The sequence below is a fragment of the Streptomyces sp. NPDC004327 genome (assembly GCF_042873935.1).
Lineage (GTDB): Bacteria > Actinomycetota > Actinomycetes > Streptomycetales > Streptomycetaceae > Streptomyces.
In genome coordinates, this window is the sequence record NZ_JBIAME010000001.1 from 1,150,963 (window position 1) to 1,170,451 (window position 19,489).

Annotated in this window: 19 protein-coding genes; 7 read left to right on the forward strand and 12 right to left on the reverse strand. The window is 73.1% G+C overall.

Translation table 11 applies throughout. The annotated features are described in order from the left end of the window. Position 1 precedes the first annotated feature (1 nt). The gene (locus ACFYU9_RS04990; protein ID WP_389342457.1) at positions 2-883 is read right to left on the reverse strand and encodes a TIGR03620 family F420-dependent LLM class oxidoreductase; all 882 of its coding nucleotides are present in this window, start codon (positions 881-883) and stop codon (positions 2-4) included. A 182-nt stretch (positions 884-1,065) separates the two neighbouring features. On the opposite strand from ACFYU9_RS04990, the gene ACFYU9_RS04995 reads away from it, so the two are divergent. Then, complete coding sequence (locus ACFYU9_RS04995; protein ID WP_389342460.1) at positions 1,066-1,641, forward strand: TetR/AcrR family transcriptional regulator; 576 nt, start codon at positions 1,066-1,068, stop codon at positions 1,639-1,641. A gap of 125 nt (positions 1,642-1,766) precedes the next feature. On the opposite strand, the gene ACFYU9_RS05000 is transcribed toward ACFYU9_RS04995, so the two are convergent. Next, positions 1,767-3,170, reverse strand: coding sequence for a hypothetical protein (locus ACFYU9_RS05000; RefSeq protein ID WP_389342463.1), 1,404 nt, complete (start codon positions 3,168-3,170; stop codon positions 1,767-1,769). Positions 3,171-3,250: 80 nt separating this feature from the next. Beyond that, positions 3,251-4,078 (reverse strand): dienelactone hydrolase family protein, encoded by an 828-nt coding sequence (locus ACFYU9_RS05005; protein ID WP_389342466.1) that lies wholly within the window; start codon positions 4,076-4,078, stop codon positions 3,251-3,253. A 139-nt stretch (positions 4,079-4,217) separates the two neighbouring features. On the opposite strand from ACFYU9_RS05005, the gene ACFYU9_RS05010 reads away from it, so the two are divergent. Next, on the forward strand, positions 4,218-5,288 hold the full coding sequence (locus ACFYU9_RS05010) for a GlxA family transcriptional regulator (protein ID WP_389342469.1): 1,071 nt from the start codon (positions 4,218-4,220) through the stop codon (positions 5,286-5,288). 82 nt (positions 5,289-5,370) lie between these two features. Further along, the gene (gene recQ, locus ACFYU9_RS05015; protein ID WP_389342999.1) at positions 5,371-7,377 is read left to right on the forward strand and encodes a DNA helicase RecQ; all 2,007 of its coding nucleotides are present in this window, start codon (positions 5,371-5,373) and stop codon (positions 7,375-7,377) included. Between the two features lie 48 nt (positions 7,378-7,425). Here the strand turns inward: recQ and ACFYU9_RS05020 are convergent, their stop codons facing one another. Continuing rightward, positions 7,426-8,904 carry a glutamate--cysteine ligase gene (locus tag ACFYU9_RS05020; protein ID WP_389342472.1) on the reverse strand — a complete coding sequence of 493 codons (1,479 nt, stop codon included), beginning with the start codon at positions 8,902-8,904 and terminating at the stop codon, positions 7,426-7,428. Positions 8,905-9,072: 168 nt separating this feature from the next. Between ACFYU9_RS05020 and ACFYU9_RS05025 the strand changes: the two genes are divergently transcribed. Beyond that, positions 9,073-9,525 (forward strand): YbhB/YbcL family Raf kinase inhibitor-like protein, encoded by a 453-nt coding sequence (locus ACFYU9_RS05025; protein ID WP_389342475.1) that lies wholly within the window; start codon positions 9,073-9,075, stop codon positions 9,523-9,525. Between the two features lie 173 nt (positions 9,526-9,698). Here ACFYU9_RS05025 and ACFYU9_RS05030 read toward each other — a convergent pair whose 3' ends face one another. Together ACFYU9_RS05030 and ACFYU9_RS05035 are read right to left on the reverse strand one after the other, a co-directional pair. Further along, positions 9,699-10,745: a hypothetical protein gene (locus tag ACFYU9_RS05030; protein WP_389342478.1), complete on the reverse strand. Its 1,047-nt coding sequence runs from the start codon at positions 10,743-10,745 to the stop codon at positions 9,699-9,701. 116 nt (positions 10,746-10,861) lie between these two features. Then, positions 10,862-11,887: a CorA family divalent cation transporter gene (locus ACFYU9_RS05035; protein ID WP_389214452.1), complete on the reverse strand. Its 1,026-nt coding sequence runs from the start codon at positions 11,885-11,887 to the stop codon at positions 10,862-10,864. 317 nt (positions 11,888-12,204) lie between these two features. On the opposite strand from ACFYU9_RS05035, the gene ACFYU9_RS05040 reads away from it, so the two are divergent. Next, positions 12,205-12,681, forward strand: a complete 477-nt coding sequence (locus ACFYU9_RS05040) for an SRPBCC family protein (protein ID WP_389342481.1) — start codon at positions 12,205-12,207, stop codon at positions 12,679-12,681. Positions 12,682-12,891: 210 nt separating this feature from the next. Further along, a complete protein-coding gene (locus tag ACFYU9_RS05045; RefSeq protein ID WP_389342484.1) occupies positions 12,892-13,548 on the forward strand; it encodes a LysE family translocator in 657 nt (218 codons plus the stop codon). 159 nt (positions 13,549-13,707) lie between these two features. On the opposite strand, the gene ACFYU9_RS05050 is transcribed toward ACFYU9_RS05045, so the two are convergent. From ACFYU9_RS05050 to ACFYU9_RS05075, 6 genes are all read right to left on the reverse strand, one after another. After that, positions 13,708-14,859 carry a hypothetical protein gene (locus ACFYU9_RS05050; protein WP_389342487.1) on the reverse strand — a complete coding sequence of 384 codons (1,152 nt, stop codon included), beginning with the start codon at positions 14,857-14,859 and terminating at the stop codon, positions 13,708-13,710. Between the two features lie 228 nt (positions 14,860-15,087). After that, positions 15,088-15,468: an FKBP-type peptidyl-prolyl cis-trans isomerase gene (locus ACFYU9_RS05055; protein ID WP_389214441.1), complete on the reverse strand. Its 381-nt coding sequence runs from the start codon at positions 15,466-15,468 to the stop codon at positions 15,088-15,090. Between the two features lie 175 nt (positions 15,469-15,643). Further along, positions 15,644-15,958, reverse strand: a complete 315-nt coding sequence (locus tag ACFYU9_RS05060) for a DUF6980 family protein (RefSeq protein ID WP_389342490.1) — start codon at positions 15,956-15,958, stop codon at positions 15,644-15,646. A gap of 139 nt (positions 15,959-16,097) precedes the next feature. Continuing rightward, positions 16,098-16,754 carry a hypothetical protein gene (locus ACFYU9_RS05065; RefSeq protein WP_389214435.1) on the reverse strand — a complete coding sequence of 219 codons (657 nt, stop codon included), beginning with the start codon at positions 16,752-16,754 and terminating at the stop codon, positions 16,098-16,100. A 77-nt stretch (positions 16,755-16,831) separates the two neighbouring features. Next, positions 16,832-17,608, reverse strand: coding sequence for a PIG-L deacetylase family protein (locus ACFYU9_RS05070; RefSeq protein WP_389342493.1), 777 nt, complete (start codon positions 17,606-17,608; stop codon positions 16,832-16,834). 117 nt (positions 17,609-17,725) lie between these two features. Continuing rightward, positions 17,726-18,574: a hypothetical protein gene (locus tag ACFYU9_RS05075; RefSeq protein ID WP_389342496.1), complete on the reverse strand. Its 849-nt coding sequence runs from the start codon at positions 18,572-18,574 to the stop codon at positions 17,726-17,728. Positions 18,575-18,863: 289 nt separating this feature from the next. Here ACFYU9_RS05075 and ACFYU9_RS05080 point away from each other — a divergent pair, with 289 nt between their 5' ends. Then, positions 18,864-19,379: a DinB family protein gene (locus ACFYU9_RS05080; RefSeq protein WP_389342499.1), complete on the forward strand. Its 516-nt coding sequence runs from the start codon at positions 18,864-18,866 to the stop codon at positions 19,377-19,379. Positions 19,380-19,489: the final 110 nt, after the last annotated feature.

Here is a 19,489-nt window from a genome sequence, read left to right on the forward strand (position 1 = left end):
GTCAGACGGCAAGACGCGCGGCGAGCCGCTCCCACTGCCGTACGGGCGGGGAGCCGGGCGCGGCGGTCACCAGATGGAGGCTGACGTGGTCGGCCCCGGCGTCGAAGTGCTCCTGGACGCGGTGCGCGATGTCCTCGGCGCTGCCGTGGGCCACCAGCGCGTCCACCAGCCGGCGGTCGAGCGCGTCCGGGGCCGCGTGGCCGAGCCCGCGCAGCAGCTCGCGGCGGTTCGGCAGCGCGGCCGCGGCCGTGGTGCGGGCCAGGCCGGCGGTGTCCGCGGGGTCGTGGCCGAGCACGCACAACTGGGTGACGGCCAGCAGGGCGTCGTCTCCGAGGACGGCCCTGGCCTCCCGGGTGTACGCGACGGGCATGCCGAGCACCGTCGCGCCCCGCGCGCGTTCGGCGGCGAGGGCGAGCATGCCGGGATCGAGCGCGGCGAGGACGCGGTGGGGTGAGGCGGCCGTGCCGGGCGGCCCGAACGGGGCGTCGTCCAGCGCGTCCAGGTACTGACGCATGGCGGCCGGCGCGGGGCGGGCGCGGTGGCCGCGGACGTCCTCGGCCAGGCTCGGATGGCTCTCCCACAGACCGAGCAGGAACCGGCCGGGATAGGCCTCCTCCAGCGTGCGCTGCGCGGCGGCGGCCGTGACCGCGTCGCGGGCGTAGATGTCGGTCATGCCGGCGGCGACGGTGATGCGCCCGGTGGCCGCCAGGAGGATCGCGGACTGCGCCATGGCCTCCCGGCCCGTCGTCTCGGGGAACCACAGTGTGCCGAAGCCGAGTTCCTCGACCGCGGCCGCGGCGCCGCGGACCTCGGGCGCGGAGAGCTGGTCGAAGTCCCCACCCCAGATCCCGACCCGCCCGAGCCCGTGGGAGCGGGCGCTCATGCGTCACCCGCCACCACGACGGCCTGCTGCGCCGGCGTCACGGTCCTCTGTGTCAGCGTCACGGTCCACTCCGTCGTGTGCGTGCGGAAGGGGAGCCGCCCTGTAAGTGGGGTGGCCCTCCGTTTCTATCGCCCGTTACGATATGGAGGACCGCCCCGTTTATCAAGCCGTCAGGAGGACCCGTGCCCGAGGACGCCGCCGCGCCCGGTCGCCCGATGCGGGCCGACGCCCGCCGCAACGCCGAGAAGATCGTGGCCGCCGCCGGCGCCCTGATCGCCGAGCACGGCGCCGACGCCTCCCTGGAGGAGGTCGCCCGCCGCGCCGGAGTCGGCTCGGCCACCCTGCACCGCCACTTCCCCTCCCGGCAGGTGCTCCTGGAGGCGGTCTTCAAGGACCGGGTCGCGGCCCTGTGCGCGAAGGCCGACGACCTCCTCGCCCAACTCCCGCCCGGCCAGGCGCTGTCCGCCTGGCTGCACGCCGTCGCGGCGCACGCCGTCACCCACCGTGGCCTGGGGGCCGCGCTGATGCGGGACGGCGACCCGGCGCTGGGCGAAACCTGCCACGACATGATCACCACGGCCGGAGACGCCCTCCTCGCCCGCGCCCGGGCGGTGGACGCCGTGCGCCCCGGCATCACCACCGCCCGGCTGCTGAAGCTCGTCGGCGCCATCGCGCTCGCCACCGAGCGGGAACACGACGGCCCCGCCGAGGCCGACGCCCTGCTGACCATCGCCATCGACGGCGTACGCACGCGCTGACCCCGCGCCCCGCGAGGCCCGGGCCCGCGAAGACGCGGAGAGCCGACGGCCACCGGGGCCGTCGGCTCTCCACGGATCGACAACCAGCCCTAGGGCCTGACCGGCGGATCAGGGTCGGACAGGTCCTAGCGGGCGGCCCTCACCGAGACGCGGATGTTCCGGTCCTTGTCGCGGACGACGAACAGGCCGGCCCCGCCGAGGTCGGCCCGCTGCGGGAGCTCGACGCCCGCGCCGAGCACCTTGGCCCCGCCCGTGGCGGTGGTCAGGTCGAGCCGGACGGGCAGCGGCGCCGCGGAGTCGTCGACCTGCCCGTAGGCGATGCCGTCGTCCCCGACGGTGCTCACGGTGACCGTCTTGCGGTTGCCGTCGCCCTGCAGGCAGACGCCCTGCTTGCGCTCCAGGTCGAACGCCACCGGCCCGGCCGCGAGGAAGCGGCCGGACGGGGAGGCGACGACCGGGTAGTCGCGGAGGTTGCCCTGCGAGGTGATCGTCGGGAACGCGTCGTAGCCGCAGTCCGTACGGGCGAGCAGCGCTCCCGACCCGACCTCGTGCACCGACCAGATGGCCGGCCCGCTCGAACCGTCCTTGCCGGTGCGGTGCCACTGCGCGAGGAACCGCCCGGCCGCCACTCCGTACACGTCGCCGTTCCAGGCGACGCCGAGGCCGCCGTCCTTCGCGTCCGCTCCCTCGGGGCGGACGGCCTCGCTGAACCAGGCGCCCGGGACGCCGAATCCCTGCCCGAGGCCCACCAGCGGCCCCTGGGCGCCGGCCGCCACCACGCGGCCCCAGTCGCACGCCAGTGACTGACCCTCGCACTGCTTGAGCAGCCCGGTGGGCTGGTCGTACGCGGTCACCTTGCCCGTGATCACGTCCACGGCGGACGCGAAGCGAGGGTAGGGACCGGACTCGCCGTAGGCGACGAGCAGCCGGGCGCCGTCGGCGCTGACCCGCCAGTCGCCCTCCTCCGTCCGGACCGGGACGTCGATCTCGCGCAGCGGCTTGCGCCCGGCACCCTTCGCCCCGGCGTCGTACACCGCGAGACGGATCACCTCGGTGCCCTCGTGCAGATCGTCCTTGCCGACCAAGCCGTGGGCGGCCACGACGACGAACTTCCGGCCGTCCTGCTCCAGGCCCACCAGGGCGGGGATCTCGTTCTTCTCCTTGGCGTCCTCCATCGGCACCGGCGGACGCCAGGTCGCCGAGGTCCACCGCACCCCGCCACCGTCGACGGCCCTCGACTTCACGGCGAATCCGGCGCCGTCCAGGGTCAGCAGGGCCACCGCGCCGCCACCCGGCACCACGGCCACCGGCGCCACCGGGTCGTCCCCGGGCACCCAGGGGAGCGACTCGTCCCAGCCCTTCGCGCCGTCGTACGCCGGCGGCACCGCGAACGAGGCGAGCGCCTTCGCTCCGTCCGCGGCGGGCCCGTGAGGGTCGTCGGTGCCCGTGCCCGGCTCGCCTCCGCAGCCGGCCAGCACCGCTGCCGCCAGCACGGCCAGGGCCGTCGCCCTCACTCCTCGCGCGCTCATGTCACTCCCCGTGGTTCAAGATCAAAGACCCGTGAGGCTAGCAAACTGACGACCCGTCGGTCATCTCGCGAGCCCTCACGTCAGGGGCGCCGGACTCCGTCCTCCCGTGGCCGCAGGCGGTCGGTGAGGAAGGCGAGGATCTCGTCGCGGGCCCGGACCGTCGGGTGGCCGTCCTCGTCGACGAGATGGGCGGTGACGACACTGTGCGGCGTCCCGACCACCTCGGCGAAGAAGGGCGGCGGGGCCGGATGGGCGGCGCCGTCCGGAAGGACACGGCCGTCGAAGGCGTCGCCGAGCAGCGCGCGGTACGCGGCGAAGCGCTGCCCGGTGCACCAGCGGTCGCCCTCGAAGCGGTAGGCGAGCACCGTGAGCCCGTCCCGGGCCAGCCGGTCGCGCACCGCGCGCGCGTCGGCCGGGTCGAGTTCGAGTCCGGCGGGATCGTCGAGCGGGAGCGAGGGATGGTTGACCACCGGAGCGATCACCGCCGGCTCCAGGGCCATGGTCAGGGCGAAGTTGCCGGTGAAGCACAGGCCGATCGCGCCCACTCCGGGCCCGCCGCACGCGGCATGGGCCTGGCGCGCCAGGCCGCGCAGCCACACGGTCACCGGGCTGGTGCCGCCCCCGGCGAAGGCACGGAACTCGGCACTCACGCAGGCCCGCCGGACGACCTCCCGGCCGCCGTCGACCGTCGGAAAGGCCCCGTCCGTCCCGAACAGCGAGGGAACATGGACGGTGAAGCCCGCGTCCCGGACCCAGCGTGCGAGCCGCAGCACGTCGGGACTGATGCCCGGCATCTCCGGCAGCACCACGACCGCGGGCCCGGCCCCGGCCACGTACACCGTCTTCTCCGCCCCCTCCACGGCCATGCTCCGGCGGGTGAAGTCGCTGATCGGATCGTCGTCGCTCATGGGACCAGCCTGGCCGGGGAACCGGCCGTCCGTTGAGGGGCGGGATCGCCATGATCGGGGGTAATCTCGCCACACCCGACGGACCGGGGGCACGCCGTCGGGGACACCGGCAGGGGCACGCGAGGGGGGCACGGGAACGATGGCGCGGGCGGCGCGAGAAGCGGCGCGGCAGGCGGACGGGCCGGCCGAGGACACCGAGCCGGGAGCGCTGCGGGTCGGCGTTCTCGCGTACCCCGGCTGCTTCGCGTCCGAAGTCTTCGGCGTCCCCGACCTGTTGACGATGGCCGCACACGTCGCCGGCCCGGACGCGCCCGGCTACAGGGTCACGATCGTCTCGCCCCGCCGCCGGGTCACCGCCTCCGGAGGCACACATCTGGAGGTGCGCCCCCTGCGCGAGGTCGACGTCCTCGTCGTACCCGGCTTCGAACTTCTCTTGGACACGGACCTCGACGCCCGGCTCGCGCGACTGCGCGCGGAGACCGAGGCGATCCGCGCCCACGCCGCCGCCGGCACCGCCGTCGTCTCCCTCTGCGTCGGCGCGTTCCTGCTCGGCGAGGCCGGGCTGCTCGACGGCCGCCGGGCCACCACCTCCTGGCTGCACGCCGCCGCACTGGCCGGGCGGTGCCCGGACGCCGACGTCAGGCCCGAGCACCTGGTCGTCACCGACACCGGCGTGACGACCACGGCCGCCTTCAGCGCCATGTACGACTTCGCGCTGGACCTGATCCGCCGGCACAGCGGCGACCGCGTGGCCCGGGCCACCGCACGGGTGGCGCTCGTCGACGACGCGCGCACCTCGCAGACCCCGTACGTCGACCCGCGGCTGCTTCCCCGGCCCGGCGGCGCGTTCTCCCAGCGGGTGATGCGCCACCTCGACCAGAACCTCGCCGACCGCTACGACCTCGCCGCCCTCGCGCACGCCTTCCAGGTCAGCACCCGCACCCTGCTCCGCCGCTTCGCCGACGAGACCGGCCACAGCCCGCTGGCCCATCTCCGGGCATCCCGGGTCCGCCGCGCCCGCCACCTCCTGGAGACCACCGACCGCACCGTCGCCGCCGTCGCCCTGGCCGTCGGATACCAGGACCCCGGCACCTTCGCCACCCTCTTCGCCCGCCACACCGGCCACCGCCCGAGCGCCTACCGGACGGCCTTCCGCCGTACACGGCCGGCGGTCGTGACGGACGGCGACGAGCCGGACCCGCGAGGGTGACCGGGCGGTGGCACACGATGTCAGTGCGGGCCACTAGCCTTTTCGTGTGGCCCTCACCGACTCTTCTTCCGACCAGCGCGACCTGCCGGACCCGCCCTCCGCGGTCCCCGTTGCTCCCGAGACCTCCGAAGCCGTAGGCGTACTGCGCCGCGTCTTCGGTTACGACTCCTTCCGGGGCGAGCAGGAGGCGATCATCGAGCAGGTCGTCGCCGGCGGCGACGCGCTCGTCCTGATGCCGACCGGCGGCGGCAAGTCGCTGTGCTACCAGATCCCGGCGCTGGTCAGAGACGGCACGGGCATCGTGATCTCGCCGCTCATCGCGCTGATGCAGGACCAGGTGGACGCGCTCACCGCCCTCGGAGTGCGAGCGGGATTCCTCAACTCGACCCAGAGCCCGTACGAGCGGCAGGCCGTCGAGCAGGCGTTCCTCGCCGACGAGCTCGACCTGCTCTACCTCGCTCCCGAGCGGCTGCGCACCGAGGGCACCCAGCGGCTGCTCGACCGGGGCAGGGTGTCGCTCTTCGCGATCGACGAAGCGCACTGCGTCGCCCAGTGGGGCCACGACTTCCGGCCCGACTACCTGGCCCTCTCGATGCTGCACGAGCGCTGGCCGAAGGTGCCGCGGATCGCGCTGACGGCCACGGCGACCGAGGCCACGCACACGGAGATCGCGGCACGCCTGGGCCTGGAGGACGCCCGGCACTTCGTGGCCAGCTTCGACCGCCCGAACATCCAGTACCGCATCGTCCCCAAGAACAGCCCGCAAAAGCAGCTCCTGGAGCTGATCAGGACCGAGCACGCCGGGGACGCCGGAGTCGTCTACTGCCTGTCCCGGGCCTCGGTCGAGAAGACGGCGACCTTCCTGGTGGAGCAGGGCATCGACGCCGTGCCGTACCACGCCGGCATGGACGCCGCCGCGCGGGCGGCGAACCAGGCGCGCTTCCTGCGCGAGGACGGCGTCGTGGTCGTCGCCACGATCGCCTTCGGCATGGGCATCGACAAGCCGGACGTGCGCTTCGTCGCCCACCTCGACCTGCCGAAGTCGGTGGAGGGGTACTACCAGGAGACCGGCCGCGCCGGCCGTGACGGCGAGCCGGCGACGGCCTGGCTCGCGTACGGCCTGATGGACGTCGTCCAGCAGCGCAAGCTCATCGACGGCTCCGAGGGCGACGACACGCACCGCCGCTCCCTGGCCGCGCACCTGGACGCCATGCTCGCCCTCTGCGAGACCGTTGAGTGCCGCCGCGTGCGCCTCCTCGCGTACTTCGGCCAGTCGGGCAGCCCGTGCGGCAACTGCGACACGTGCCTGGCCCCGGCCGAGTCCTGGGACGGCACGGTCGCGGCGCAGAAGCTGCTGTCCACCGTGTGGCGGCTGGCCAAGGAACGGCGCCAGAAGTTCGGCGCAGGCCAGATCATCGACATCCTCCAGGGCAAGAAGACGCCCAAGGTCGTCCAGTTCCAGCACGACGCTCTCTCGGTCTTCGGCGTCGGCGCGGACCTGGGCACGGCGGAGTGGCGGGGCGTCGTGCGCCAGCTCCTCGCCCTCGGGCTTCTCGCCGTCGAGGGCGACTACGGGACGCTCGTGCTCACGGACAACAGCGGCGAGGTGCTCGCGGGGCGCCGCAGCGTCCCGATGCGCAAGGAGCGGAAGCCCGCCGGACCTTCCCGCAAGGACTCGGGCTCCGGCTCGGGCTCGCGCTCGGCCAAGGGCGCGCGGGTGCCGGTCGACCTGTCGGCGGCCGCCGTCCCGCTCTTCGAGGCCCTCCGCGCCTGGCGGGCCGCGACCGCCCGCGAACAGGGCGTCCCGGCGTACGTCGTCTTCCACGACGCGACGCTGCGCGAGATCGCGACGCTCCGGCCCACCACGGTGGCGGAGCTGGGCACGGTCGGCGGCGTCGGCGAGGCCAAGCTCACCAAGTACGGCGAGGGCGTCCTGGCCGTCCTGGCGGAGTCCGCCGGGGACGGACCGGCCACGCCCGCCACGCCGATTGCGCCCGCCGCGCCGGACGACCTGCCGGAACCGCCGGACGAGGACGAGCCGCCCTACGACCCGGAGGAGATCGACCCGCCCTGGGACGACTGGGAGTAGGGCGCGTCGCAGAGCGGGGAGCACGGAGGACGGAGCACGCCGCGTCGGTCAGTCGACGGGCCACGTGTGCGCCGGAGCGTTCATGTGCATGTAGTCGGCGTACTGCCGGGTCATCCGGCGCAGTGCCTCGTTCCGGTCCACGTGGTCGATGTCCTGGATGTGATGGAAGGTCTCCGCCTGCCACACCGCGCCGTTGCGCCCGCTGACGCACCGCTGCTCGATCACCCCGAGCAGCGGTTCCCGGCGCGCCGCGTCCAGGCCGAGGCGTTCGAGGCCGCGGTCCGCCAGCGGCAGCAGGCGGCGCAGGACCAGCTCGGTCGCGGGGACCTCGCCCATGCCCGGCCAGTACAGCGGGGCGTCGATGCCGTGGCGGGCGGCGGCGTGCAGGTTGTCCTCCGCGACCGAGAACGACATCCGTGACCAGACGGGCCGGTCCTCGTCGACCAGGGCCCGGACCAGGCCGTAGTAGAAGGCTCCGTTCGCCAGCACGTCGGCCACCGTCGGACCCGCGGGCAGCACCCGGTTCTCCACCCGCAGATGCGGGACGCCGTCGACGACGGCGTAGACCGGCCGGTTCCAGCGGTACACCGTCCCGTTGTGCAGCGTGAGCTCGGAGAGCGAGGGGACACCGCCCCGGTCGAGCGTCTCCTGGGGGTCCTCGTCGTCGCACAGCGGCAGCAGCGCCGGGAAGTAGCGCGCGTTCTCCTCGAAGAGGTCGAAGACGGTGGTGATCCACCGCTCCCCGAACCACACCCGGGGCCGCACGCCCTGCACCTTGATCTCCTCCGGCCGCGTGTCCGTGGCCTGTTCGAACAGCGGGATGCGGGTCTCGCGCCACAGCTCCTTGCCGAACAGGAACGGCGAGTTCGCCGCCAGGGCCACCTGCACCCCCGCGATGGCCTGCGCGGCGTTCCAGTAGTCCGCGAAGTCGTCGGGGGAGACCTGAAGGTGGAACTGGGTGCTGGTGCACGCCGCCTCCGGCGTGATCGTGTCCGCGTACGTCCTCAGCCGCTCCACCCCGTCCAGCGAGATCAGCAGGTCCTCGCCGCGCGAGGCGAAGATCTGCTCGTTCAGCAGGTGGTAGCGCGGGTTCTCGGACAGCGCCGCCGGGCCCACGTCCTTCAGCTCCAGCGTCGGCAGGATCCCGATCATGACCAGGTGCGCGTCGATCGCCGCGGCCCGTTCCTCGGCGTGGTTGAGCGCTGCCCGGATCTCCTGCTCCCAGGGTTCACGCCCTTCCGCGACGAGTTCGCGCGGCGCGACGTTGATCTCCAGGTTGAACCGCCCCAGCTCGCTCGACCAGGCCTGATCCGCGAGGGCTTCGAGCACCTCGGCGCTCCGCATGGCCGGCCGGCCCGAGTCGTCCACGAGATTCAGCTCGATCTCGATCCCGACCTGGGGCCGCTCGAAGTCGAAGCGCGACTCCCGCAGCATCTGCGCGAACACGTCGAGACACGCGTGGACCTTGTTCCGGAACCGGCGACGGTCCTCACGGGTGAACTCCAGCGCCGGGACGTCACGTCCCATCAGGCCCTCCCGGGACTCATCGGCACGGCCCCTCCCCTCAGCGTCCCACTCCGCCGCCGCTCCCGCAGTCGGGGACGCGGGCGACCGGGCCTTGCCACGCTGGGCCGAACGGCGGGGATCGCTGTGCGGAGCGGTGGCGGTGCCGCCGGCGCGGGTATGGCGGCGCGCATGAGCGGAATTCGGATCAGCAGCAGCGCGTTCGACGACCACACGGCGATCCCCCGGAAGCACAGCGGGGAGGGCGAGAACGTCTCACCGCCCCTGACCTGGTCGGGCGTGCCCGGCGGGGCCACGGAGCTGGTGCTCCTCTGCGAGGACCCGGACGCACCGGGGAAGACCTTCGTGCACTGGCTGGTCACCGGGATCGACCCGGGGACCACGGGAGTGGTGGAGGGCCAGAAGCCCCAGGGCGGCCTGCCGTGGCCCAACGGTTTCGGGCAGGTCGGCTGGGGCGGCCCCATGCCGCCACCGGGCCACGGCCCGCACCGCTACTTCTTCCGCCTGTACGCGCTGTCGGAGCCGCTGCCCCTGCACGGCCACCCCGGCGCGGAGGACGTACACCGGGCGCTCAAGGGCAGGGAGCTGGCGTCCGGCGCGCTGATGGGCACGTACCAGCGCTGACGGCGCGGCCACATGCGCCGGGCGACGACCGCGACGGGACGGGCGCCCGTTGGTACCCGTGCCGTCGGCCCCCGCCGGCCTACACCCGCAGGCGTTCAGGCGAAGGTGTGCAGGCGTGCGGGCGTGCAGGCGCAGCAGGTGTGCCGGCCGTACCGGCGTGCAGGCGTACCGGCTCAGGCGCGGGGCCGGCCCCCGTCGCCGTACCGCAGCAGCGCGCCCACCTGCTCGGCCAGGCGCAGCTCGCCCTCCGGTACGACGACGAGCTCGGCGCCGGTGCCGACCAGGGCCCGGACGAGTGCCTCGTCGGCGGGCTCCTCGCGCGGGGCACGCACGCCGAAGGACAGCAGCTCCGCCTCGGTTCGGGCGATCTGGGTCGGCAGGGAGCCCACCCAGAGCCGCGGCGAGGAGCCGGGCGGCCGGTTCAGCAGGAGCGCGGCGACCTGCCCGCGCTGGAGGGCGGCGACGGTGGCGGCGAGCCCCTCGGCCACGGGCCCGCCGACAGCGCGGCGGCGGACGAAGAGGTCCACGAGCTCCCGGTCGTGCGCGGCCAGGTGACCACGGAAGACGCGGTCGAGCTGGGGTTCGAGCAGGGCGCGCCCGGTGTCGGTGGGAGTGGGGCCGCCGACGCGTACGACCCGGTCGCGCACCGTGCGCGGCAGGCGGCGGATGAGCACGTTGCACGCCCACTCGTTCCCGCCCACGACGAAGGCGTCCGCGTGGACCCGGCGCGCCCACGCGTCCAGCCGGTGGCCGAGCAGCGCGGAAGCGCGGTGCCAGGTCGCCACGGCGACCCTGCGGCGCAGGCGCTCACCCGGCGCGACGGTGGACACGGGCCAGGTGCCGGCCTCCGCCTCCAGGGTCACCGAGCCGTGGGCCCCGGCCGTCGGGAGGCCGCCGTAGTGGACGACCGCCGCCAGGTACGGGATCTCCGGCACGTGCTGGGTGACCAGGGGCATCGCGTCCGGCAGGGTGCCGTAGCGGGCGGAGTCGTGCTCGGGCGGGCTCGGCAGCTCCCCGTCCAGGACGAGCGCGCCGTGCGCGGCGAAGACGGCCTGCCCGTGCGCACCCGGCACCTCCGCGTCGGCGCCGACCACCGCCTCCAGCCTGTTCAGCAGCGCCGCGTCCGCACCCTGCCGGGCCAGGCTCTCGCGCAGCCGCCGCCAGCGCAGCGCGATCGCCCGCTCGGGGTGGTCGCCGTCCCGCGAGGTGTTCAGATACACGGAGACATACGGTCCCGGCTCCGCGTAGAGGGACTCAAGAAAGGCCAGCCGCATCGCTCGTCGCCACTCCTCGTCGCTCGTCGCCCCCACCTCCGATGATGCTCCCGGCCGGGGGCTCACATCCCCTGGGTCATGCCCGGCGTGGGCGGCCGCGACCGGCGCCGGCGGCGCAGCCACAGGAACAGGGCCAGGCACGGGAGCAGCAGGCCGACGGCGGTGAGCACGACGAAGGCCGTGAAGCTGCCGATGTGGGCGATCAGCCAGGAGAAGTTCTGTCCGAAGAAGCCGACCACGAACGACAGCGGCAGGAACACGGTCGCGAGGATCGTGAGCTGTTCCATCGTCGCGCTCTGCCGAAGGTTGATCTTGTTCTGCTCGACGGAGACCACCGCGATGTTCGCCTCCAGGACGGTGGCGAGGAGATCACGCTGCGCCGCGACCTCCTCGTTCACCAGGAGGAGGTGGTCGTGCACGTTGTGGAGGTACGGGAGCAGCTCGGACGGTGCCTTGCCGGGCTGCAGCTGGCGGGCGAGCACGGACAGCAGCGGGTGCACGGCGCGGTAGAAGTCGGTGGCCTCGCGCCGCAGGAAGTAGATCCGCTCGGTGGGGGCGACCTCGCCGGAGAACACCGTGCCCTCGATCTGCTCGATGTCGCGGTCGAGCTCCGCCACGACGGGCGCGTAGCTGTCCACGACCTGGTCGAGGATGGCCCACAGGGTCGAGACGGTGCCGGCGCGCAGCAGCTCGGGACGGTCCTCGAGCCGGGCCCGGGCGCCGTGCAGTTCGCTGGCGATGCCCTGGCGCACGGTGATCACGAAGCTCGGGGCGAGGAAGATGCTGATCTCTCCGGTGTCGATCTCCTCGCGTTCGTCGTCGTACCGCGCCGTGCGCAGGACGATCAGCTCGGTGCCGTCCTTGTACCGTTCGGTCTTCGGCCGCAGGTGGAACGTCCGGGCGTCCTCGACGGCGAGCTCGTGCAGCCCGAAACTCCTGCGCACCTGGTTCATCTCCGGCTCCCCGGGCTCGAACAGCCCCAGCCAGACGAATCCGCCCTCGTCCCGGCACGCGGCCGCCTGTTCGAGCGGCATCGGGCCCTCCTGCTGCCGGCGCCCGTCGCGGTAGTGCGCGCAGTCGACGATCATGGCACTCCTCCTCGCGTCCGCCCCCGAGCGCCGCGTGCCGCCGCCGCCTGCGGCCTGGCGCGCGCCGCGAATCTCCTACTGCCATGGTTGCCGACCCGGGCCCGCTTCGTCGCCCGCGCCGACGCGCGGTGCGGGGTCGCGGTACGGCGCGCGTCAAGACGGGCGGTACGGCGTGCGTTGCGAAGGGCGGCACCGGGCCGTGGGGGTGGCGGTGATCGCCGACACGCGCTCTGTCGTGCGTGCCGGGGAGCCGTCTTGTGGATAGCGTCGGCCGAGGCCGATGACGCCGCTGTCCGCGGAGAGAAAGAAGGGTCGCCGTGTCCCGGAATCGCCGCTTGATTCTGAGCCCGCCCTCCGAGGTGTGGCGCCTGCTGTCCAGTGGCCACCGCTACGGCGAGTGGGTCTCGGGAACGCAGGAGGTCCTGGCCGCCGACCCGCACTGGCCCGCGGTGGGCGCCCGGCTCCGCGTCCGGGTGGGCGTCGGCCCGCTGACCCTCGACGACACCTGCGTCGTGCGCATCTGCGAGCCCGAGCGCCGTCTGGAACTGGAGGCGAAGGCGGACCCCTTCGGCGCGGCCCGTATCGCCATGAACCTGATCCCCTGGGGCGGGAACACCCTCTTCCTCCTCGAATGGCATCCGCTGCGCGGCCCCGGCACCCGCATGCACGGACTCCCCGTCGACTACCTCGTGTCCATCCGCAACGGCATGATGCTGACGAAACTCGCCCGGATCGCCGTCCGCGAGCGCGGGAGCGAGCCCGCCGACGCCGCGTCGGCGACCACCCGCCCCTGACACGTCGTGCGTCCGGCCGGCGGTCGCGATTTGTGGACGATCGCGTGACACGGAGACACGGAGACACGGGGACACGGACACACGGACACAGGGACTCGGACCACCGCAGCGCACCGGGCAGTGCGGTCGAGCAGCCGTATCAGTTTTGCTGATGCGTGATACAGCAGACGTCGTTGGACGTGATCGCGGCCGCGGTTCCAGGATGACCGCATGACCGTTTCCTCTGCCATCGTCTCCTTCGCCGTCGTGGCCGGCATGCTGACCGTCATGCCGGGACTCGACACCGCTCTGGTGCTGCGCTCCGCCATCACCCTGGGCCGGCGCCGGGCCTTCGCGACGGCGCTGGGGATCCTCAGCGGCGTACTCGTGTGGGGAGTGGCCGCCGCGGTCGGTGCCTCGGCGGTGCTCACGGCATCCCGCCTGCTGTACGACGCGCTGCGCGTGGCCGGCGCCGCGTACCTGGCCTGGATGGGCATCGGCATGATCCGCCAGACGCTCAAGGAGCGCGGCCGCCCGGCGTCGGCGGACGCGGCAGGGGACCGGGCAGGAGCCCCGACCGCGGAGGAGACGTGGGCGCGGTCCTGGGCGCGCGGCCTGGGCACCAGCCTGCTGAACCCGAAGAACGGCGTCTTCTATATGGCGATGCTGCCCCAGTTCATCCCCGCCGGCGCCCCGCATCTGCTCATGGGGGTCGTCCTGGCGATCGTGCACGACCTGGAGGGGCTGGTCTGGTTCAGCGCGCTGATCTTCGGTACGCAGCTCGTGCGCGGGTGGCTGAACCGCGGCTCGGTGCGGCGGGCCATCGACGCGATCACCGGCACCGTACTCGTCGGCTTCGGCATCAAGCTGGCCCTCGGCGACAGCTGACCGCCGAGCCCGTCCGGTTGGCCCGGAGCCCGGGTCAACCGGACAGCGGACGCGTCCTCGTACGCGCTCCGAGCGCCGGTCCCGGTCCCGGTCCGGTTCCCGGTCCCGGTCCGGTTCCCGGTCCCGGTCCGGCTCCCGGTCCCGGTGTCCCGTTCGCGTCTACCCCTTCGGGCCCCGGAAGAGGCCGAAGGTCTTCGTGAGGGTCTTCAGCGGGGTGGTGTCGGGTTTGGCCGTGGGAGGTGCGGGCGTCCGGGGCGCGTTGTCGCCGCTGGTCGCCTCGGCGAGCGCGGCGAGCGCCGACTCGGCCGCTTCCCGGTACAGGTCACAGGACGCCGTCATGGCTTCGAGCGCCTTGGCGTACTTGGTCACCATGGTCCGTGCGTGGACGAGTTCCTCGTCCGGGGTGTAAAGGTGCCAGCCGTTCCGCAGCCGTGCGAGGACCTGTTCGGCGCCGGCCGGCAGCGGCCGCGGCAGCGCGGCGAACTCCACGATCTTGCTGAGGAGTTCGGTCGGCTCGGTGCCGTCCAGGAAGACGTTGCGCACTGTGAAGCGCTCCGCGTCGTAGCCGGAGACCTGCGGCACGCCGGGCAGGACGACGGCGCCGCCGCGCGGCATCCCCACACCCAGTTCCTTCTTCATGGCGAAGTCGGCGATCAGCGCCTGCTCCGGTGTGGCACGGTGCTCGACCACCCGGTGGCGCAGGCTCGGGGGCAGGAACGCCGTGACGGGCCGCTGCCCCAGGACGCCCGGTGTCATCGCCTCGTGCACCACGACATGGATGAACCAGCTCTCCCGCGCGCAGTCCCGTAGCAGGCGACGCAGCTCGTCGTCGTCCTTCGGCAGCTGGTTCGCCGCCCGCAGCCGCACGTTGCCCACCGTCTCGTGGTCCCACGCGACCTGCTCACTGTCGGGCCAGAACACCGTGGCGGGCGAGATCCAGCCGGCCTCCCACGCCCGTTCCGCCTCGGCGGCCAGGACCCAGCCGACGCCCTCGCCCCCGGCGCGGCGGGATTCGGGATCGTACGTGGTCAGCTGCGCGCGCACCGTGACGCCGTCGGCCGCCTGCCAGCGAGCCTCGAAGACGCGGCGGGCCAGCGGGCCGGGGTCGGCGGACTCGTCCCGCGGGTACATGTCGGTGGAGCGGGCCGCCTCGACGGGGTCGAGGTGCAGGAAGTCGTCGATCACCCGGGCCGCCTTGAGGGCGATCAGGTTGCGCCGGACGTCCCGCTCGGGCTCGGACCCGAGGTGACGCCCGCGCCCGAGCCAGGTGGTGTCGGGGACGGTGGTCGCTGGTGCGCTGTTCTTGGCCATGGAACCGTTCAGTGGGTGATCGGGGCCCGACCAGTATGGTCCGTGACCCGGGCGAGGGAAGCGATACCCCGTCCACACCGCCACGAATCGAATGCCGTGCCGATCGGCGAGCGGGCCGATTCGTGCACGGCACGCACGGCACGGACGGCACGGACGGCATGGGCGGCCCGGGCGGCACGCACGGCAGGGGCCACAGCCGTGCGGCGGTGCGGGTGGTGGCGGGCGGGCTCAGACGGCGACGGAGAGCAGGTCGACGACGAAGACGAGGGTGGAGCCGGGCGGGATCAGCGGCGTGGGCGACTGCTTGCCGTAGCCGAGACGCGGGGGAATGACGATCTCGCGTCGGCCGCCGACCCTCATCCCCCTGATCCCGCGGTCCCAGCCCTTGATGACGCGGCCCCCGCCCAGAGCGAACTTGAACGGCTCACCCCGGTCCCAGGAGGCGTCGAACTCCTTCCCGGACTCGAAGGTGACGCCGACGTAGTGGACCCGGACGACATTGCCCGGCCTCGCCTCGGCCCCGTCCCCGACGACGAGGTCGCGGATCGTCAGTTCGGCGGGAGCGTCACCCTCCGGAAGATCGATCTCGGGCTTCGTCAGTTCACTCATCACAGCCTCGTCTGCTCTCTGCCGGAAGCCCTGTACGGACCAGCCGGCCGCATGGTCAATGTACGCAGTAGATCACCGCGCCGCCGAGAACGCCGCCCCCGCCCAGTGCGCCGGACCCGACGGAGAAAGGCACCCACGCCGTTCGCGGATCGCTGCTTGAGGGGCTGTCGGTTCGTCAGTCCCGAGGCAGCGCGGCGAGCCAGCGGTCGTCCTCGAACTCGGCAGGGACGTCGTCCTCCCACGGATCGATTCCGCGGCGCTCCAGTTCGTCGAACCATCGGTCCCGCTCTGGTTCCGGGAGGCGCTGTCCGCACCAGGGGCAGAAGTCGATCCCGATGCAAGACCTGCCGCCGTCGTGGATGATCAGCCCGTACTCCTGGAACTTGGCGCTGAACCTGATCAGCGCGTCCGGACAGTCGAAGGGGTCGTCGTGCTGGTCGCAGGACACGTTCACCTTGAGGCTCATCGTCTCGCAGCAGTGGTTGGTCATGACCTCGGCTTCTCGTTCATCGGTACGGTGCCCAGAACGTAGATCATGGTCTGTGGTGATCACCACCGGGTATACGGCGACTTCCCGCTGGACCATCAGCCCGGCCGCTGCCGCTGCAGCGGCCGAAGCCGCTCTGCTCCTACGACCGCGCCGTGCTGTCCGAGCGCCACGTGGTGAGACGCGGGCGGCCCGGAAGTTCGGCGCGGCCGGTGGCCCACAACAGGGTCAGCCAGGGATCCGCGCCGCCCGGCGCCTCCGGAAACAGACGGGCGAGCACCCGCGAGCAGAGAGCGGACGGCGGGGTCCAGTCAAGCCCGAAGCCTTCCGCCACGTCGTGCATGTGCACCAGCGTCTCCTGCAGCCCCAGCGCCGCGAAGCCCTCGGGGTCCGACACTCCGGCGGCGTGGTGCGCGCGGACGTGGGGCGGCGTCGTACGCACCATGGCGACCAGCAGCGCGCCGCACGCCTCCAGCACCTGCAGCAGACCGGCTGGACCCGCGTCACGCTCGGCGTAGGCGAAGACCATGGGTGCTTCCGGCCTCTTCCGGCTCAACGCGAAGGGCACATGGGTGTCCAGCGGCGGGCTCTGCGGACCCAGCTGCACGGCGTAGTAGAACAGGTCGTTGGCGAGGTGTTCGACGGTCTCCCAGCAGTCCCACTCCAGCGAACCGGCCTTACCGCTCCACCCCTCAGGGGGCGCGGCCCGGAGGGTGCCCACGGCGAGCCGCACGGCAAGGTCGATGTCGTCCGCGGTGACGGGGGACGGGACTGATCCGGTGTCGACTGATCCAGACATGACAGCACCGTATCGCGGGAGAACAGCCCGCCACTGTGACCCCACCACCGCCGTCCGGCAACCGCCGTCGGGTGAAGTCAGGCGGTCAGTCGGCCGGGCGTGGCCGGTGAGGGGCCGGGTGTGAGCCGGGTGAAGTGCTCGTACCGGATGATCCGGTCGCGCTCGGCTTCCGGGAGGCGTGCGAGGAGGCCGGGCAGGGGCCGTTCGGCGGCGACCTCGCCGCGATGCGCGCAGATCGCCGCCCACTTGACCTCTGCCCACGGGGAGACGTCGACCATGGTGGTGACGTGGGAGTCGGGAACGGCGATGACGCTCTTCCCGACCGTGCGCAGCACGTCGCCGAGCGGGTCGACCGTGTGGCCGGAATGGGTGGCGGCGTACAGGGCCGTGGGCTGCCAGGGCTCCCCTGCGTCCGGGTACAGGGCGGCGACCGGTGCGGCTTCCACGGCGAGGAGGGTGATCTGATGGGCGCGTCGGTGATCGGGGTGGCCGGTGAGCTGGCCGACGCAGTCGTGGCCGACGACCACCTGAGGCCGGAAGGCGCGGATGGTGGCCACGACGCGGCCGACGGCCTCGTCGAGCGGTGCGTCGACGAGCCTGGTGGCTCCGCCGGGCGCCGATGCGGGGTTGCGGGCGTCGGCGTACCCGAGGAGGCGCGGCGCTCCGGCGCCCAGGACCGCGAGCGCATCCGCGAGTTCGGGGATACGCCGGCTGTCCGCGGTCCACGTGGCGGTGACGACCGCGGTGCGAGCTCCGGCGGCGGCGTGCTGGGCGAGGACTCCGCCGGCGAGAAGCGACTCGTCGTCGGGGTGGGCGAAGACGCCCATCAGGCTCGGCGGGCTCGTGGTGGTCACGGTGCTTCCCTTCCGTGGTCGGGTCGGATGGGGCGGACGCGCGAACGCGGCCAGGGGGGGGCGACGTAGAGGGGGGATGGGGCAGGCCCGTGCTCCTCCGGAGACGGAGCGCCAAGGTCAGTGGCGGGGGACCGGAGTGCCGGTGAGGCTCTCGGCGTGCCGGGCGATCAACGGGGCGAGGTGCGGGTGGACGCCTCGGCTGCAGGCCTGGAGGAGCTGGCCGAGGGCGACGAGTTCCCCGGCCCGGCCGGCGGGCGCCCCGAGCACGTCGGCGAACTCGCGGCGGACGCGGGCGGCGACCGCCGGCACCGTCAGGGAGTAGGCGTGCAGGAGACCCGGGTCGTAGCCCACCGGCATGCGCCCCCAACCCTCCCAGTCGAAGACGACGAGCGCCGGGGCGGAGAGGTTCGCCCAGTGGAGGTCCGCGTGCCCTGTGGTGCAGTCGCCGATCCGCATGGGGGCGATGCCCAGGAAGGTGCGGAGGTTGCGGTCGATCCAGGACTGCCGCACGGCCTCGCGATGCGTCGGCACGGTGGCGATCGCGGCCGTTGCCGCGCGCAGGTCTCGCCACCAGGCGTCCGGGAGCCCGGGATCACGGTCGAGGACCGGGCTGCCGGCGACGACCGCCGGCGTGGTGACGAACTCGGTGAGCTCGGCCCGGTACGCGTACGGTCCGCGCGTCCAGTCCAGGAGTTCCCGCAGCCGCGGACGCGGCACCGCCCGTGGCATCGCCGCGTCCGCGAGGGCGGTGCCCTCCCAGAGTCGTCCGCCGGCCTTCCCGGACGGCGCGGACACCACTCGCAGCCAGCTCGCGCCCACGCGGCGCCCGAGCGTGCGGCCCTGCCACCCCCAGACCTCAGGGCCGGACGGGGAGACCTGCAGACCGCGGCTCGCGGCCGCGAACGCGCGGCGCATCCGCTCCGCGTCCTCGGCGGCAGCCGGGGCAGTGAACACCACTGTGCTCATGGTCGGTTCCTCGATTCGGTCGGCATGTTCAACGGGCGCGGGCGTGCGAGTGTCACGGCCGACCTCGACGGCGGGACTCCGGACCATGGGGGCCGGGCCCCCGACGCGACGTCTCTCCTGGCCCAGCTGCGAGGAGCGGCCCGCCCTCACAGCGGCTCCGAAATCGTGCATTCAGGGCTGTCCGAAGGATCTCGTCGGGCCCGCGTACCCGTGCGGATGAGGCAGTACTCGACGGGTCCCGCTCATTAATCACTCGACCGCCCCTCCGACCTGCGGGAAACTCCCCGCGATGACACAACGAACCGATAAGCCTCCCGCCTGGGACGAGCGCACGCAGCTGATGACCTTCCTGGACTACGCCCGTGACACGGCGCGAGCCAAGTGTGAGGGCGTGTCCGCGGAAGACGCCGTCAGAGCCCCGCTTCCGAACTCGCCGCTGATGACCCTGTCCGGGCTGATCAGCCATCTGCGGTGGGTCGAGTACCACTGGGTCCAAGTGATGTTCCTGGGCGAGGAACCCGCGGGTCCGCTCACCCAGGCGAGCGACGACGACCCCGACCCCGAGATGCGTACCGCGGTCGACATCCCGTTGCCCCGACTGCTCGCCGAGTATGAGGAGCAGAGCGACCACTACCGTCGCCTGCTGTCCGACCACGACCTGAACTCAAGGGCCAAGCGCCCCATCAGAGACGGCCGGCACGTGGACCTCCGCTGGGTGATCCTCCACCTCATCGAAGAAACCTCCCGGCACAACGGGCATCTCGACATCGTGCGAGAACTCGTCGACGGACGCACCGGCGCCTAGGCACTCGCGGTCCGCTACGAGGGCAACCGCCCTCGTAGCGGCCATCGATGGCCGTCCGCCGCACGCACCTTTGCGAGGGCGGGCGGCCCGGCCGGGACCGTGGTCGCCGA

Bases quoted from the DNA above. Each gene is read 5' to 3' on its own strand.
- ACFYU9_RS05025 (WP_389342475.1), top strand. From the start codon at position 9,073: ATGAGCGGAATTCGGATCAGCAGCAGCGCGTTCGACGACCACACGGCG.
- ACFYU9_RS05050 (WP_389342487.1), bottom strand. From the start codon at position 14,859: ATGGCCAAGAACAGCGCACCAGCGACCACCGTCCCCGACACCACCTGG.
- ACFYU9_RS05075 (WP_389342496.1), bottom strand. From the start codon at position 18,574: ATGAGCACAGTGGTGTTCACTGCCCCGGCTGCCGCCGAGGACGCGGAG.
- ACFYU9_RS05010 (WP_389342469.1), top strand. From the start codon at position 4,218: ATGGCGCGGGCGGCGCGAGAAGCGGCGCGGCAGGCGGACGGGCCGGCC.
- ACFYU9_RS04990 (WP_389342457.1), bottom strand. From the start codon at position 883: ATGAGCGCCCGCTCCCACGGGCTCGGGCGGGTCGGGATCTGGGGTGGG.
- ACFYU9_RS05055 (WP_389214441.1), bottom strand. From the start codon at position 15,468: ATGAGTGAACTGACGAAGCCCGAGATCGATCTTCCGGAGGGTGACGCT.
- ACFYU9_RS05080 (WP_389342499.1), top strand. From the start codon at position 18,864: ATGACACAACGAACCGATAAGCCTCCCGCCTGGGACGAGCGCACGCAG.
- ACFYU9_RS05035 (WP_389214452.1), bottom strand. From the start codon at position 11,887: ATGATCGTCGACTGCGCGCACTACCGCGACGGGCGCCGGCAGCAGGAG.
- ACFYU9_RS05005 (WP_389342466.1), bottom strand. From the start codon at position 4,078: ATGAGCGACGACGATCCGATCAGCGACTTCACCCGCCGGAGCATGGCC.
- ACFYU9_RS05000 (WP_389342463.1), bottom strand. From the start codon at position 3,170: ATGAGCGCGCGAGGAGTGAGGGCGACGGCCCTGGCCGTGCTGGCGGCA.
- ACFYU9_RS05060 (WP_389342490.1), bottom strand. From the start codon at position 15,958: ATGACCAACCACTGCTGCGAGACGATGAGCCTCAAGGTGAACGTGTCC.
- ACFYU9_RS05065 (WP_389214435.1), bottom strand. From the start codon at position 16,754: ATGTCTGGATCAGTCGACACCGGATCAGTCCCGTCCCCCGTCACCGCG.
- ACFYU9_RS05045 (WP_389342484.1), top strand. From the start codon at position 12,892: ATGACCGTTTCCTCTGCCATCGTCTCCTTCGCCGTCGTGGCCGGCATG.
- ACFYU9_RS05020 (WP_389342472.1), bottom strand. From the start codon at position 8,904: ATGGGACGTGACGTCCCGGCGCTGGAGTTCACCCGTGAGGACCGTCGC.